Raw genomic sequence first — 15,141 nt, 5'->3', positions numbered from 1 at the left:
CGCCTCCATCACGAGCGCCGTGGAGTCGAACCCGCCGCTCAGATAGGCGCCGATCTCGACATCCGCGCGCAGGCGGTCCTGAACCGCGCCCTGTAGGGTGGCTCGAATGTCCTCAGCTGTGGCGGGCAGATCCGCGGCCGCGAACTCCCCGTATCGCCAGAAGCGAATGGTCTGCGGGTCGTCCTCGCCGAACTTGACCACACAGCCCGGTGGAACGGCAAGGACGTCCTTCACCAGCGTTCGGGGCGCGACGATGTTTCCCAGCGACAGGTATTGGTCGACAGAGCTGATGTCCAGCCGCCAAGAGTTCGGCACGCTCTTCACCAGCGGCTTGAGCTCGGAGCAGAAATGCACATGCGAGTCGAGGACGGTGTAGTACATCGGGCAGATACCGAAGCGGTCGCGTCCCAGGTACAGGCTGTTCTCGGCCCGGTCGTAGATCGCGGTGGCGAACTGCCCGTCGATGAGCTCCAGGCCGGCCGGTCCGTAACGCGCGAAGATCTCCGGGATGACCGCCACGTCGACCCTGTTCTCCGGCCGGGGGTTTCCCAGGCTCGCGCAGAGTTCGCGGTAGTTGTACACCTCTCCGTTGGTCATGGCTACGAACCGTCCGGTGCCGTCTTCCGCCGGTTGCCAGCCGTCCCTCAGCGCGGTCATGCCGAGGCGGCCGAGCTTGACCGACAGCTCCGGCGTGCTCAGCGAGTAGGTCTCGTCCGGTCCACGGTGGACCAGTCGGGAATGCATCGCCGCGGCGACAGCTCGGTTCAGGGTTCTGTCGGGCGCGAAGGTCCCGCACAGGCCACACATGCCTACACGCTCCGTTCTTGCAGTTGGTCGACGAGGACCCGCAGGTTCTCCGCTCGCAGCACGTCCCGGACCCCCGCGTCGATCCAGCCCATCTCCTTCATCTTGTTCACCAGCACGAGAGCCGATGCCGAGTCGCCACCCACCTCGAAGAAGTTGTCATCAAGCTCGACATCACTGATCCCGGTGAGGTTGCGTGCGAGGTGCAGCACCTGCAAGCTCGGGGACATAGGCTCGCTCTGGGCAACGATCGACCGACGGCTCGCTCGCAGAGCGTCCCGGTCAAGCTTTCCGTTCGGGGTGTAGGGGAACGCCTCGACACGTGTGAACACCGAAGGGATCTTGTACGGGTCGAGGATCCCCTCCAGATGCTGGCGCACCGATCGTGGATCGAGATTCCCCTGGTAGTAGCACACCAGAGCATCCAGGGCGGCGGCAGCTGTGTCATCGTGCGCCTCGGCCACCACCACCGCGTCCCGGACGGAATCGAGCCGGCATACGGCGTTCTCGATCTCACCCGGGTCGAGCCGGTAGCCGCGAACCTTGACCTGCCGATCCAGCCGCTCGACGAAGTGGAGCTGGCCGTCGCGGAGTTCGACGATGTCACCAGTGCGGTAGGCACTGGTCCCACCTGTTCGGCCGAACGGCTGCACGCCGTGCTCGGTGAGGTAGCCGACCGCCACGCTGTCACCGGTGATGACGAGTTCGCCGCGACGGACCGCACCCTCGGCCACCGCGGACGCGCCGTCGACATCACGGATGTAGTACCCGCAGTCGCCCACCAACTCCCCGAGCGGAACCGACTCACGGCAGGCGCTCGGATCGAGCGGGGCACTCAGGAGGTTGCACACGGTGGTCTCGGTCAACCCGTATGCGTTGTGGAAGCTCGCCACCGCCGACCATTTCTGGAGCACCGACAGCCGGCAGGACCCGCCGCCGTTGATGACGTGCTGCAGGCGCATCGCATCGGTGGGTTCTGTCACGGTCAGGGCGAAGGGAGTGGTCTTCAGATGCGTGATCCGGAACCGCTCCAACGTGCTCTGCAGGACGGCTCCCGGAGCGAGGTGAGCCTCGTCCAGCACCACCAGGCGGGCCCCCGCGCTCAACGTCCAGAAGATTTCGGTGATGCATCCGTCGAAGGTCAGGCGGGCGAATTGCAGCGTCGCGCACCCCGGACCTACCGCCAAGCGTTCGACGTGGTCGTGGATCACCGAAGCGAGCGGGGCCGTGCGCACGAGGACACACTTGGGCTCGCCGGTGGAGCCCGATGTGTAGATCGCATAGCAGACTTCGCCGTCGGCGAAGGGGAATTCGCGTAGCGGTCGATCGCCGGGGACAAGCGCATGGTCCTCGTGCCGCCACTGCGCCGGTACCTCAATGAGGTCCACGCGGCCGTCTCCCGAAGTGGGCCGGGCCAGCAGCCTGACGCCGAGCAATCGAACTTTGTCGGAGTTCGATGATGCGCTGTCGCGACTGTCGATGACCACGAAGGGCCGCCTGGCTTTTACCGCTCCGATCATGGCCACGATCGCACCCATGCCACGGCTGCCCTCGATGCCGATGAATTCGCCGGGCGACAGGCACGTTTCCAACCGGCGCGCGAAGTCATCGGTCAGTTCGCCGAACGCCTGGTAATTGATGGTCCGGTCCACGGTGTGCAAGGCATCGCTGTCGGGAAATTCACGCACCGCCCGGTCGATACCGTCGAGTAGGGTCATTTGCTGAGTTTCCACTTGCCTTCTCTTCCTGTCGCTTGCGGATGCGGTGCCGTGCTGGTGCACAGTCGTGTCATCCCCGCTCGGTCAGATCGATCTGGTCAACCCGCCATCGCAACGAATTCCTGTTCCGGTGATGTAGGCCGCTTGGTCGCTGGCGAGAAACGACACCAGCTCCCCGATGTCCTCAGGGGTGCCGTAGCGCCCCAGCGGGATCGTGTCCAGCGTTGCCGCCTTCAGCGAGTCGACGTCCGCTCCCAGTCTTTCGGCGGTGGCCGCTTCCACCGCCCGAAGCCGATCGGTGTCGATCTTGCCGGGAATCACATGATTGACTGTGATCCCGAAGCGGCCCACGCTCTCGGCCAGTAGTTTCAGGTAGGACTGCACTGCCGATCTCGCGACGGAGGACGCGGCTAGTCCGCTGATGGGCGCCGACAGCGATGTGGAGGTGATGGCGATGAGGCGCCCCCACCCATTTCGCCTCATCGCGGGCAGGCCTGCTGTGACGGCGCTCTGTATGGACAGCAGCATCAGGTCGATCGACTGCTGAAGTGCCGTAGCAGAAAGTTGATCCACCGTGCTGGGAGCCGAGCCCGGGGAGTTGAGCAGGATGATGTCGTAGGGCCCGGTGTCAGCGACCCTGTCGCCGACTTCACCAGGCTTTGCGAAGTCGCAGGCGAACCATGAGTTGCCGGCTCCCGGCAGATTCCGGACCGTTTCAGCAGCACTGGCCTCACTTGCGCCCGAGATCGTCACCGAACTGCCGTAACCGGCCAGGCAACGCGCGACACCGAGGCCTATGCCCCTGGTCCCGCACAACACCAGTGCGCGCTTGCCTGCCAAGCCATACATGATCACACCTCCAAGCTCGTCATCGCGGGTCTGCGGCTTTGCTAGCGAACTGGGTGGGTGAGCGTGCCGACATGCTCCACGACTGCCTGGATCGTGTCGCCGGGGTTGATCACAGTGGCCCCTGGCGTTCCGGTGCAGATCACCGTGCCGGGTTCGAGCGTGCGCCCCGCGGTGAAGTACTCCACCAGGTAGCCCAAGTCATACTTCATGTCCGATGGGGTTGCCGTCGCGATCGTTTCCCCGTTCCGGACAGTGGTGATGCTGATGGACTCGATGGCGTCGTCACTGAATTCGTCCAGGGTCACCAAGACCGGACCGACGCTGCAGAAGGTATCGAACCCTTTGGCCCACGGTATGTAGCGGGGATTCTCGCGGATGACGTCCTCGGCGGTCATGTCCAGGACGGCGGTGACTCCGGCAACCACTGATCGCCAGCTGTCGCGCGACACGTTTTTGCACGACGTTCCGATGAGGAGCCCCAGCTCCGCCTCCGCGGTCACGCGCTTGGACTGCAGAGGCAGTTCGATGTGACCACCATTGTTGATAAGGCAATTGGTCGGCCTGAGGTAGGAACCAGGCCCTGAGCCGGGCTGCTGAGAATTCAGATCGTCGGAGTGACGCCGGTAGTTAAGCCCGGCGCCCCAGATGTCGGTGTCGCGATCGGCGATGGTGGCCGCGATCTCGAGGTCCAAGCTCGCCGGGGCGAGGTGGTCTACCTGCTGTTCGACGGATTCGGTGAGCTCACGCAACTGCCGCTTGCCGGCGATGTCGCCGAGTCGAGTGACGTTCTGATAACCCTGGAGACTCGTCAGCCTGAACCACTTGTCGTGGTGGCCCACGGCGATGTCGGACCCGCTTGCACCTGACTCGAATCTGGCCAGTCTCACTTGCTTCTCCCTTCCGAGGCTGGTTAGACCGAGACCTTGTTCGGCAGGTCGGCTTGGTCGGCGATCTGGCTGGCCGCGATCTGGAAGTCGGCCTTGCGCGGGCTCTGCTCGGCGATCACGACGGCAGTCTCCATCAGGCGCGCCGGATCGGTGTGGTACTCGGCGGCCAGCTCTTCCACCAGCGGGAAGAAACCCGAGTGGATGCCGATCACACCACCAAGGACCTGCATGGTTCGGTCCTCTCGGATCACATCCATGTTGACCCGACAGCACTCGGCCAGTTTCGCCAGCTCCTGATAGTCGAAAAGGTCGCCCTCCCGGATCTTGAGGATTCCGGCCAGCGATTCGATTGCGGCGTTGCCCGATCCCCGGCCGATGCCGTTGAGCGTGCCGTCAACAACGGTCGCCCCGGCCTGCATGGCGGTGATGCTGTTGATGTTGGCCAGGCCGAGATTGTCATGACCGTGGAATCCGACAACAGGGAACCGTTCCTTCACCGTGCTCACGTAACGTTGGACATCCTCAGGCAACATCGCGCCGTAGGAGTCGACGACATAGACGCCGGTGATGGATGAGGTGACTCCGTCGAGCATGTCAAGCAATTGATCGGCCGGCGTCGCGCTCGTCTTCATCAGGTTCAGGTACACCTCCTCGCACACATCGGTCGCACGCTCGATGTAGTCGAGGTTGTCGGCAACCCGGTCCGGCTCCATGCCGACCCGCACGAACGACATCCCCCGATCGCTCAGATCCGCGACGGTGTCCAGGCGTGTGAACTCGGGCTGGGCGAACATTCCCCACGATGTGTTCGTCAAGGTCGAATCGGCGATCTCGCACCAGCGGTAATGGCCGATGTTGCCGGCCTTGATCCCGCTTCGCTCCGCCTCGAGCCCAATGCCGTGGCCGATCTCGACCTTGCGTATGGGGGTGTCGTTGAGTCGGGACAGCAGATGCGTCACGAACCCCTCGTCGAACTGGAAATCGACGGCATACGAACCGTCGCGGAGCGTGCAGTCGAGCAGCGTAACTTTCGACGGTTCTGTGAGCTGATTGCTAGCTAAGGGCATATCGTGCACTCCTCGATCAGACGTCACTTGTAACGCACGCAGCGTGCGTTGAGGCTGGAATTGCGAGACACCGGGCGGGGGCAGCAGCAGAAGCACGCAGCTGCGATTTACAGTCTTGATTTGTCATCGCTCAGCGAGCGGAGGTTGACTGGCTTGTCGGATCTGCGATACCGATGCAGGAGATTCAGTCCAACTAATCCCTAGAGCGTGTATGCCGGTGCTCCACCACCCGCGATGATGTCCGCTCTGGAAACGATGTTAGGCATAGGGGCAGAACGAGCGCAAGCTGACTGATCGGTAAATTCGGGCAGTTCTTCCTCGCAGAATCTTTACACGAAGGTGGGCCAGATGCCTGGATCCTACGGTTTTGCTGGGTTTGAACAGCCTTCCACAAGCACTGCCTTGTGTAATGGCGCGTCAGCTGAAGTTGCAATCCAGCGCTATCTTCACACTTGCAGCGTGTTTAGCCGGTGGTTGAGCGGTGATTAGTGTTGGGCCAAGGTAAGTGGCTTGCCATACACGCTTCCACGTCCGGTGGCGCAACACAACGTCATAGCCGCATGCAAGTCACTTATCTGATCGGGTTAATTCATCTGGGTTTAACAGCTAGCCTTGGCCAGGAGCCCGCTTTTGCAGACACCCTGCATAACGTGCCTGCCAGCGTTATGGTGCGGTGATACGCACGGTCGTCGAGGGTCTGCCAGCGACAGCGTCGAGATGATCGCTACGCCGACCTCTTCGATGAGGATCCCGACGCCGTAGCGGGGCAGCCGGAACGCCCTCCGCAGTGATTCTCTCGCGGCCCCGATGCGGCCCCGATGCGGCCCCAGGCCCTGTGAGCGATGTGGCGACCGAGCCCTCAAACGCCACAGGCCCCGGAATCCGGGGCCTGAACGTGTGGGCGATACTGGGATTGAACCAGTGACCCCTACCGTGTCAAGGTAGTGCTCTCCCACTGAGCTAATCGCCCGTACTCCAACGCACGCGGCGAACCGCGAGAGTTGGCTACGAGGTGGAGACGGGATTTGAACCCGTGTACACGGCTTTGCAGGCCGTTGCCTCGCCTCTCGGCCACTCCACCAGGGACCGGCTGCCCGGCCTGGGGAACGCCTATGGCGTCCACCGAGCGGACGACGGGATTCGAACCCGCGACCCCAACCTTGGCAAGGTTGTGCGCTACCAGCTGCGCTACGTCCGCATGGTGTCTACCCGGCGTTCTGCCCCGATCACCCGAGGCTGCCAGCACCGGCACCGTGCGAAACTTTAGCCGATGGCCGATGCCCGCTCCAAACCGGGGCGGCCAGGCCGCCAGCAGCTCAGCCGCCACCGGAACGGCCACCGACCAGCCTCGCCCAGGCCGCGTCCACCTGCGCGGTCAACTCCGCCACCGTCCCGGAGTTGTCCAGCACGATGTCGGCCACCGCCCGGCGCTCCTCGTCCGTGGCCTGCGCGGCGATCCGCGCCCGGGCGGTCTCGGCATCCAGCCCGCGGCCGGCCAGCCGTCGCAACCGCAGCTCCAGCGGCGTCTCCACGACAATCACCGCGTCATAACCGGCCGCCAGTTTGTTCTCCACCAGCAGCGGGATGTCATGCACCACCGCGACCGCTCCGGCTGCGGCCGCCTCGGCGGTCAAGGCCTCGCTGCGGGCGCGGACCAGGGGGTGCACGATCGCGTTCAGGTCGGCCAGCGCCGCCGGGTCGCCGAACACCAGCCGGCCGAGCCCTGGCCGGTCCAGGGTGCCGTCGGCGGCCAGCACGGCAGGCCCGAACCGCTCGACCACCCGCGCCAGCCCGGGACTGTCGACCGAGACCACCTCACGGGCCAGCAGGTCGGAGTCGATCACCACCGCGCCGAGCTCGGCCAGCCGGGCGGCGACCGTGCTCTTGCCGCTGCCGATCCCGCCGGTCAGCCCGATCCTCAGCACCGCACAGCCCGCTCGGACGTCAGCCGGTCGAACTCGGCGAGGCAGCCGCGGAGCCCAGTGTGTGGCTCGCGGTGGCGTCCAGCGCCGCCTTGGCCAGCGCGGCCAGCTGGGCAGTGCCGCCCCCTGCCAGCAGCTTCGGCGTGACCGAGACCGCCACCGTCCTCGGCCCGGCGGCCGCCACCACGGTAGGCAGGCCGTACCCGGTCAGCACCGTGCCCGGCGCGCTGCCGACCCGCACCGCCCGGTCCACCGCCCCGTGGGCGCGGTAGTAGTCGATGGTGGCCTGCACCCGCCGGTTGGCCTGGGCCGGCGAGGTGTAGAGGCTGATCCCGATCTCCACCTGCGGCGCCGGCGCCGGCTTGCCCTTCACCGGAGCGGCCAGGCCGTACCGGCAGTTGAGGTAGGTCAGCCGGCCGATGTCGGGCTCGGCCACTCCCAGCACGAAGGCGGTCCGGCCGATCACCGTCCGGCGCAGCGCGATATTGACGGTCCCGACGGGCAGCAGGTCCTCGCACCGGCCGCCGAGCGACGGCTCACCGGTGGCGGCGGCCGTGGGCGAGGGCGAGACCGACGCCCGCGACGAGGACGGCGCGCTCGACACCGGCGCGCTGGACACCGACGAGCTGCCGGTGTCCCTCGGCGCCTCGGCCTGCGTGCAACCGGCCAGCAGCACGCCGGCGAGCACCGCCACGGCGGTGGATGCGGATCTGCCTGCCACGCCCGCAACGGTAGCGTCCGCACAGCGCCAAGCCCGGGAGGCGAACCTCCCGGGCTTGGTGTGTAGTACGAACGAACCCCGTCGAGGGGCAGGCTCAGCGGCCGGCCAGCTTCTCCCGCAGCGCCGCCAGGGCCTCGTCCGAAGCCAGCGTCCCGCTGGTCTCAGCCGGAGCCTCGGAGGAGTACGAAGTCGCCTCGCCGCCGTCGCTGGCAGCCTCGGCGTCGGCCTTCTGAGCGCCTTCGAGCTGGCGCTTGTGCGCCTCGAACCGCTCCCGGGCCGCCGCGTAACGCTTCTCCCACGCCTCGCGCTGCTCCTCGTAACCCGGCAGCCACTCCTGGGTCTCGGAGTCGAAGCCCTCGGGGTAGATGTACTCGCCCTTGTCGTTGTACTGGGCCTCCATGCCGTACTGCGAGGGGTCGAAGTTCTCCTCGGCCAGCGCGCCCTCGTTGGCCTGCTTGAGCGAGAGCGAGATGCGCCGGCGCTCCAGGTCGATGTCGATCACCTTGACCAGCAGCTCGTCGCCGACGTTGACGACCTGCTCCGGGATCTCGACGTGCCGCTCGGCCAGCTCGGAGATGTGCACCAGGCCCTCGATGCCGTCCTGGACGCGCACGAAGGCGCCGAACGGAACCAGCTTGGTGACCTTGCCGGGCACGACCTGGCCGATCGCGTGGGTCCGGGCGAACTGCCGCCACGGGTCCTCCTGGGTCGCCTTGAGCGACAGCGAGACCCGCTCGCGGTCCAGGTCGATGTCGAGCACCTCGACGGTGACCTCGTGGCCGACCTCGACCACCTCGGACGGGTGGTCGATGTGCTTCCAGGACAGCTCCGAGACGTGCACCAGGCCGTCCACGCCGCCGAGGTCGACGAACGCGCCGAAGTTGACGATCGAGGACACCACGCCGGTGCGCACCTGGCCCTTGGCCAGCTTGTTCAGGAAGTCGCTGCGGACCTCGGACTGGGTCTGCTCCAGCCAGGCGCGGCGCGAGAGCACCACGTTGTTGCGGTTCTTGTCCAGCTCGATGATCTTGGCCTCGAGCACCTTGCCCACGTACGGCTGCAGGTCACGGACCCGGCGCATCTCCACCAGCGACGCGGGCAGGAAGCCACGCAGGCCGATGTCGATGATCAGGCCACCCTTGACGACCTCGATGACGGTGCCCTCGACGACCTCGTCGTTGTCCTTCTTCTGCTCGATCGTGCCCCAGGCGCGCTCGTACTGCGCGCGCTTCTTGGACAGGATCAGCCGGCCTTCCTTGTCCTCCTTCTGCAGGACGAGGGCCTCGATCTCATCGCCCACGGAAACGACCTCGGACGGGTCGACATCGTGCTTGATGGACAGCTCGCGGGACGGGATGACGCCTTCGGTCTTGTAACCGATGTCGAGCAGGACCTCGTCACGGTCGACCTTGACGATGGTGCCTTCGACGATGTCTCCGTCGTTGAAGTACTTGATGGTGAGATCGATTGCCGCCATGAAGTCTTCGGCGGAGCCGATGTCGTTCACTGCAACCTGCGGGGTGGTGCGAGTCGGATCGATTGTGGACGTCATGTAGTAGGTAGGTCCTGACAGTTTCTAGATCGGCGCGGGACGAGTCCGGGTTCGAGCCAGTCTCGGGCGGGCTTGGTGGCGCCAGCAGGAGGTGGACGAGTGGCCTACTCCATGTCGAGGCCACAGACCTGTACCGCAGGCGCCTAGCCTACTCCAGAGCCCTGTCCACGCGGAAATCCGCTAGGGGCGCCGGTGCCGGTTAGATTGTCCAGGCATGGGCACCGAATCCGAGCTCGGGACGGTCGGCGTGTCCCGCCGGCAGGTCGACGCGGCGGAGTCCGCCAGGGCGAACCGGCGCTGGTGGGACGCCGATGCCGACAGCTACCACGCCGAGCACGGCGGCTTCCTGGGCGTCTCGGACTTCGTCTGGTGCCCCGAGGGTGTGCGCGAGGAGCAGGCCCGGCTGCTCGGACCCGGCGGCTCGCTGGCCGGCGCCAGGGTGCTGGAGGTCGGCGCCGGGTCGGCGATGTGCTCGCGCTGGCTGGCCGGTCAGGGAGCCCGGCCGGTGGCCCTCGACGTCTCCGGCGGGATGCTCCGGCACGCGGTCCAGGCCGGGGCCGCGACCGGCACGGTGGTGCCGCTGGTGCAGGCCGACGCCCAGCGGCTGCCGTTCTCCGACCGCTCGTTCGACCTGGCGTTCACCGCGTTCGGGGCGATCCCGTTCGTCGCCGACTCCGCCGCGGTGATGGCCGAGGTGGCCCGGGTGCTCCGGCCGGGCGGGCGCTGGGTGTTCGCGGTGAGCCATCCGGTCCGGTGGGCGTTTCCGGACTCCCCCGGCCCGGACGGCCTCACCGCGACGATGTCGTACTTCGACCGCAGCCCGTACGTGGAGTTCGACTCCGCCGGCCAGGCGACCTACGTCGAGCAGCACCGGACGCTCGGCGACCGGGTCCGGGAGCTGGTCGGCGCCGGCTTCCGGCTGCTGGACCTGATCGAGCCGGAATGGCCCGATGACCTGGAGCGGGAGTGGGGTCAGTGGTCGCCGCTGCGGGGCCGGCTGCTGCCCGGCACCGCCATCTTCGTCACTGAGGCGGCGCGTTGACCCGGACCGCCGGCTGCCCCGGCCGGGCTCGGTGGCCGTTGCCGTCGGTCCGCCGGTAGAGCAGGAACGCCCCGGCGAAGGCCAGCAACGCCACCACCAGCAGGACCAGCGGCACGATCACGGTCAGCAGCCGCAGCTTGGACAGCCCGTCCTTGGCCAGCTTGGACTGGTGATCGATGGTGGCGTCGGTGAACACCAGATCTGCCTCGAGCACCGTGGTGCCGGTGGTCGTGGCGCGCACCTGATGCTGGGTGCCCTTGACGATCGCGCCGGTCCTCGGCTCGACCCAGACCACGCGGGTATCGGAGTACACGCCGGGGATATTGCTGCCGAGCTCGAGCGGAACGTCCTTGATGACTGCCTCGTACTTGTAGGTGTCCAGGCCCTTGACCTTGTCGGTGCCGATGAAGCGGGCGTCGGCGGCCAGTTTGGAGTTCACGTCGAAGAACTTGTAGGTGGTCTTCTTGGCGTGGAAGGGGAACTTGTAGGTCAGGCCCTCGTGCTTGACCGGCGCGCCGTCGATATTCTCGCTGTACTTGGGGTCGTTGACCGCAAGGCCGGTCTTGCGGTCAGCCGGAGCCCGGTCGACGATGATCCGGACGATCCGGGGGTCCTTCGGGTCGGTGCCGCAGTCGGGCGGGTCGTCGATCACCTTGACGATGCAGAGCGTCACCTGGTTCACCACCACCTTCGAGTCCGACGCCGCGGAGTCGGCCACCACCTGACGGGTCGCCCTCAGCTCGACATCCTCGAGCTTGCCGGCCGCGACGTTGTACACCTTGGCGGGCCCGGTCGCGGTCTGCTGCGGCACCAGGAGGTCCAGCGGAGCCTTCTCCACCCGGGACGGGGCGTAGAAGCGCAGCAAGCCGGCGGCCACCAGGCTGAAGATGCCGAGCGCTACCAGGACGGGAACAAGGATCTTGCGCACAGCTCGATTCCCCTTACAGTGGGCCAACGATTGGCCGACGCTACCAGCGGGTAAGGCTGGTCCGTAGCATCTGGTGCGAAACACTCGTCAACGTCAGCGGCCGCGCTCTGCCGGGAGCCGGTCGCGACGGCACCCGGCGGCTGACCATCCAGCCGCGATCCCGGCGCCCGAGCGGCAGAAGGAGAGCATGAGCACGACGGCTCAACTCCCCAAGCACGAGAGCGCCCCGTCCCCGATCAGCTACCCGGCGGGGCTGGCCCTGATCGTGCTCGCCCAGGCCGGCTTGCTCGGCTACCTCGCCAGCCGCGGCTGGTTCTACGGCGACGACCTGAGCTACCTGGGCGCGGCGACCGGCCAGGACCTGGACTGGCGCTACCTGTCGGCTCCGGTGAACGACCACTTCGTCCCCGGCCTGCGGCTGCTCTTCTGGTTGATGAACCGGGAGACCGGGCTGAACTACGCCATCACGATCGCCGCCCGGATCGTCCTGCAGGCGGTGGCGACCGTCCTGCTGCACCGGCTGCTGGTGCTGCTGGCCGGCCGCCGTCCCGGTGTGCTGCTGCTGACCGGCTGGTACGCCTTCGGAACCCTGCTGGTGCCCGGCACGCTCTGGCTGACCACCTCGGTGGACCTGGTCTGCTCGCAGCTGCTGGTGATCCTGGCGATCGACCTGCACGTGCGCTACACCGTGACCGGACGGCTCCGGCTGGCAGCAGGAACCGCCCTCGCCCTGCTCGGCGCCCTGTCGTTCTGGGAGCTCTCCGGGATCACCGCGCTGCTGCTGCCGATCATGTCGCTGGGATTCCTGCATCCCGGCGGCCCCGGGGCACGGCTGCGTGCCACGCTGCGGCGCTGGCCGGGCTGGCTGGTGCTGGCCGGCGCCCTGGGCGGCTGGCTGTACTACTTCCTGACCGGCCCGTACGGCGGCGCCGCCCACTCCCTCAGCCCCGCCTCGGCCCTGCGCGTGCTGCGGGTCGGCTGGCTGGACGCGCTGGGGCCGGCTGTGCTGGGCGGCCCCTGGCGGTGGGTCTACTGGGGCGAGGTGTACTTCCCGATCGCCGATCCGCCGCTGGCCGCCGTGCTGCTCGGCCAGGCCTGCATCGTGGCCGCCGTCCTGGCCGGCTTGCGCCGAACCGGGATCCGGAGCCTGCTGGCCTGGTCGCTGCCCGTCCTCACCTTCGCGATCAGCACCCTGGTGGTGGCGCTGGGCCGGTTCCAGACCTTCGGCGACCTGTCGCCCCGCTCGTTCAACTACCTCTTCCCGGTGGCGGCGCCGCTGGCGGTGGCGGCGGCGCTGGCGCTGCTGCCGAGCACCCCTGCCGAGGTGGCGTCCCGGGTCACCGACCGCGACCGGCGCGCGGCCCGCCCAGCGCTGCCGGTGCGGCGGCGGCTGCGGATCGCCGGAGCGGCGCTGGCCACGCTGTTCCTGGTGTCCAGCGGGGTCTCCGACGCCACCTTCACCCACCGCTGGGCGCAGAACCCGTCCGAGGCCTACGTCGACACGCTGACCAGCTCGGTACGCGCCGCCGGGCCGGAGGTGAACCTGTGGGACAGCCGGGTGCCGCCGGCGGTGCTGGTCTTCTACGCCGGGCAGAACCACATCTCGGACCTGCTGCGGCTGGCCCGCGTGCCCGCCCGCTTCCAGGACTCGGCGAGCAAGCCGCTGCTGGTGACCGACGATGGCGGCCTGGCCCCGGCCGCCCTCTTACCGGTCGCCACCCAGATCGGGCCGGCCACCGGCGCGTGCACCAGGCTGGTGCACGGCCAGGGCAGCTGGACGATCCCGCTGTCACGGCGGCTGGGCTCCAACGAGTACTTCGTCCAGATCGACTACCTGCAACAGAAGGCATCGGTGCTCTACCTCGCTTTTCGCGACCAGGACGGCAGGACCGTCGAGCCCGTCGGCGGCCAGCGCCTGGAGCTGCCCCACCAGCTGGCCAGCCTCTACCTGCGGCTGCCGTTGACGACGGTGGAGTCGCTGGTGGTGCGCAGCGACAGCCCGGGCAACAACGTCTGCATCGGCGCCATCGTGGTGGGCGTGCCATACCCGGCGGGGACGCGATGAGCGCGCCGAGGACCGCCGGCGCCGAGGTGTCCCGGCACTTCGACGCCCTGGACGGGATGCGGGCCATCGCGTGCTACGCGGTCATTCTCACCCACGTCGGTTTCCAGTCCGGCCGGTCGTTCGGAACCGGCCCGCAGGCGCCCTGGCTGTCCCGGCTGGACACCGCGGTGCCGATCTTCCTGATGCTCTCGGGGTTCCTGCTCTACCGGCCGTTCGTGGCGCAGGCCTATCGCCGGCTGCCCGTCCCTCGGGCCGGCGGGTTCTACTGGCGGCGCGCGGTACGGGTGCTGCCGGCCTTCTGGGTGACCGCCGTCGTCACGCTGGGGCTGCTCAGCACCCGGCGGGCGAGCCTGGCCGACTGGCTGTCCTACCTGAGCCTGACCGAGATCTACAACGGCCACGACGTCGACCCGTCGCTGACCCACATCTGGACCCTGGTGGCCGAGGTGTCGCTGTACGCGGTGGTCCCGCTGCTGGCGCTGTCGCTGCGGGGCCGGCGCAGCTCCGAGGAGATCCTGCTCAGCCAGTGCCTGCTGGTCGGCGGGCTGCTGGCCGCCAGCGTGGCGTGGCAGATCACCGTGTTCGAGGTGGACTCGCTGGGCTACGTCGCGACCAAGTGGCTGCCCGGGACGATCGACTGGTTCGCCCTGGGCATGCTGCTGGCCGCGCTGTCGGCCGCGCCGGCCGGCTGCACCGCGCTGCTGCGGACCCGGCAGGTGCTGAGTCAGTGGGCCGGAGCGCCGGAGCTGTGCTGGCTGCTGGCCATCCTGCTGTACTGGTTCCTGACCCTGCCGCTGGCGGGCCCCATCGACCTGGCGATGCCGGCCGCCGGTGAGCACCTGGCCAAGAACCTGCTGCAGGCCGCGGTGGTGTTCTTCCTGATGCTGCCGCTGACCCTGGGCGACGGCGGGGTGATCGGGCGGGTGCTGGGCAACCGGGTGTCGCGGTTCCTCGGCCAGATCTCCTACGGCGTCTACCTGTGGCACCTGCCAGCGCTGCTGTTCCTGCAGCGGGCGCTGGACATCCCGATCTGGCAGGGTCATTTCTGGAAGCTGCTGGTGCTCACCACCGTGTCGTCGTCCGTGCTGGGGGCGCTGTCCTGGTACCTGCTGGAGCGGCCGCTGCTGCGCCGGTTCTCCCGGCCGACCTGGCGCAACCTGGGCACGCCCAGCACCGCGAGGCAGACCCCGGCGACGCAGAGCGCCTGAACGACCGACGAGCCGGCCAGCGGGTCCGGGCCGCCGCTCGGCCGGAGCGCCTCGGCGCAGCCGGCCAGCAGGACCGCCGCTGCCGGGGACCAGGCGGGCAGCCCGTCCTGCCACCGTTCGGCCAGCTTGCGCCCGGCCAGCCAGCTGAGCGCGATCACCCCGGCTGCGACGGCCACCCCGACGACGCCGGCCAGCACGAACGAGGCCGCCAGGCACAGCGCTTCCGGCAGGTGGCGAGGTGTCGACCGCTCTCCGACGGCGGCCGCCTGATCCCGGTCGACACCAGGTCTCCGCCGGGCTGGGACGGCCAGCGCCAGCAGCCCCAGGACGGCCAGCAGGCCGAGCAGCAGGCCCGCCCGGAAGGGCGTCTGCGGCGCA

At 67.9% G+C, this 15,141-nt stretch carries 12 protein-coding genes and 3 tRNA genes; 3 read left to right on the top strand and 12 right to left on the bottom strand.

Translation table 11 applies throughout. The features are described from left to right. The 11 genes from VF612_RS13715 to rpsA all read right to left on the bottom strand — a co-directional run. The coding region (locus VF612_RS13715; RefSeq protein ID WP_408660411.1) for an asparagine synthetase B family protein at positions 1-807 on the bottom strand (807 nt) is incomplete at its 3' end. Between the two features lie 2 nt (positions 808-809). Next, positions 810-2,522, bottom strand: a complete 1,713-nt coding sequence (locus VF612_RS13710; protein ID WP_408660410.1) for a non-ribosomal peptide synthetase — start codon at positions 2,520-2,522, stop codon at positions 810-812. 84 nt (positions 2,523-2,606) lie between these two features. Further along, positions 2,607-3,371 carry an SDR family oxidoreductase gene (locus VF612_RS13705; RefSeq protein WP_408660409.1) on the bottom strand — a complete coding sequence of 255 codons (765 nt, stop codon included), beginning with the start codon at positions 3,369-3,371 and terminating at the stop codon, positions 2,607-2,609. Between the two features lie 41 nt (positions 3,372-3,412). Beyond that, the gene (locus VF612_RS13700) at positions 3,413-4,258 is read right to left on the bottom strand and encodes a fumarylacetoacetate hydrolase family protein (protein ID WP_408660408.1); all 846 of its coding nucleotides are present in this window, start codon (positions 4,256-4,258) and stop codon (positions 3,413-3,415) included. 23 nt (positions 4,259-4,281) lie between these two features. Then, the gene (locus VF612_RS13695; RefSeq protein ID WP_408660407.1) at positions 4,282-5,421 is read right to left on the bottom strand and encodes a hypothetical protein; all 1,140 of its coding nucleotides are present in this window, start codon (positions 5,419-5,421) and stop codon (positions 4,282-4,284) included. An 802-nt stretch (positions 5,422-6,223) separates the two neighbouring features. Next, positions 6,224-6,295, bottom strand: a tRNA-Val gene (locus VF612_RS13690). A 40-nt stretch (positions 6,296-6,335) separates the two neighbouring features. Beyond that, a tRNA-Cys gene (locus VF612_RS13685) sits at positions 6,336-6,406 on the bottom strand. Between the two features lie 44 nt (positions 6,407-6,450). Continuing rightward, positions 6,451-6,523 (bottom strand) — tRNA-Gly (locus VF612_RS13680). A gap of 118 nt (positions 6,524-6,641) precedes the next feature. Then, on the bottom strand, positions 6,642-7,250 hold the full coding sequence (gene coaE / locus VF612_RS13675) for a dephospho-CoA kinase (protein WP_408660406.1): 609 nt from the start codon (positions 7,248-7,250) through the stop codon (positions 6,642-6,644). Positions 7,251-7,269: 19 nt separating this feature from the next. Beyond that, a complete protein-coding gene (locus tag VF612_RS13670) occupies positions 7,270-7,968 on the bottom strand; it encodes a hypothetical protein (protein WP_408660405.1) in 699 nt (232 codons plus the stop codon). A gap of 94 nt (positions 7,969-8,062) precedes the next feature. Next, complete coding sequence (gene rpsA / locus VF612_RS13665; RefSeq protein WP_408660404.1) at positions 8,063-9,520, bottom strand: 30S ribosomal protein S1; 1,458 nt, start codon at positions 9,518-9,520, stop codon at positions 8,063-8,065. Between the two features lie 214 nt (positions 9,521-9,734). On the opposite strand from rpsA, the gene VF612_RS13660 reads away from it, so the two are divergent. Further along, positions 9,735-10,562 (top strand): class I SAM-dependent methyltransferase, encoded by an 828-nt coding sequence (locus VF612_RS13660; protein WP_408660403.1) that lies wholly within the window; start codon positions 9,735-9,737, stop codon positions 10,560-10,562. On the opposite strand, the gene VF612_RS13655 is transcribed toward VF612_RS13660, so the two are convergent. Further along, positions 10,543-11,490: a DUF3068 domain-containing protein gene (locus VF612_RS13655; RefSeq protein ID WP_408660402.1), complete on the bottom strand. Its 948-nt coding sequence runs from the start codon at positions 11,488-11,490 to the stop codon at positions 10,543-10,545. The genes VF612_RS13660 and VF612_RS13655 overlap by 20 nt on opposite strands. Positions 11,491-11,677: 187 nt before the next feature. Between VF612_RS13655 and VF612_RS13650 the strand changes: the two genes are divergently transcribed. Together VF612_RS13650 and VF612_RS13645 are read left to right on the top strand one after the other, a co-directional pair. After that, a complete protein-coding gene (locus VF612_RS13650) occupies positions 11,678-13,555 on the top strand; it encodes a hypothetical protein (RefSeq protein ID WP_408660401.1) in 1,878 nt (625 codons plus the stop codon). After that, positions 13,552-14,763: an acyltransferase family protein gene (locus tag VF612_RS13645; protein ID WP_408660400.1), complete on the top strand. Its 1,212-nt coding sequence runs from the start codon at positions 13,552-13,554 to the stop codon at positions 14,761-14,763. The genes VF612_RS13650 and VF612_RS13645 overlap by 4 nt, the downstream gene beginning before the upstream one ends. Positions 14,764-15,141: the final 378 nt, after the last annotated feature.

The sequence above is a fragment of the Jatrophihabitans sp. genome (genome assembly GCF_036388195.1).
GTDB lineage: Bacteria > Actinomycetota > Actinomycetes > Mycobacteriales > Jatrophihabitantaceae > Jatrophihabitans_A.
Note: the sequence above shows the minus strand (reverse complement) of the source record. Positions and strands in the feature narration are given on the sequence as shown.

Coding starts and splice junctions, on each gene's coding strand:
- rpsA (WP_408660404.1), bottom strand. CDS start 9,520: ATGACGTCCACAATCGATCCGACTCGCACCACCCCGCAGGTTGCAGTG.
- VF612_RS13645 (WP_408660400.1), top strand. CDS start 13,552: ATGAGCGCGCCGAGGACCGCCGGCGCCGAGGTGTCCCGGCACTTCGAC.
- VF612_RS13705 (WP_408660409.1), bottom strand. CDS start 3,371: ATGTATGGCTTGGCAGGCAAGCGCGCACTGGTGTTGTGCGGGACCAGG.
- VF612_RS13650 (WP_408660401.1), top strand. CDS start 11,678: ATGAGCACGACGGCTCAACTCCCCAAGCACGAGAGCGCCCCGTCCCCG.
- VF612_RS13660 (WP_408660403.1), top strand. CDS start 9,735: ATGGGCACCGAATCCGAGCTCGGGACGGTCGGCGTGTCCCGCCGGCAG.
- VF612_RS13710 (WP_408660410.1), bottom strand. CDS start 2,522: ATGACCCTACTCGACGGTATCGACCGGGCGGTGCGTGAATTTCCCGAC.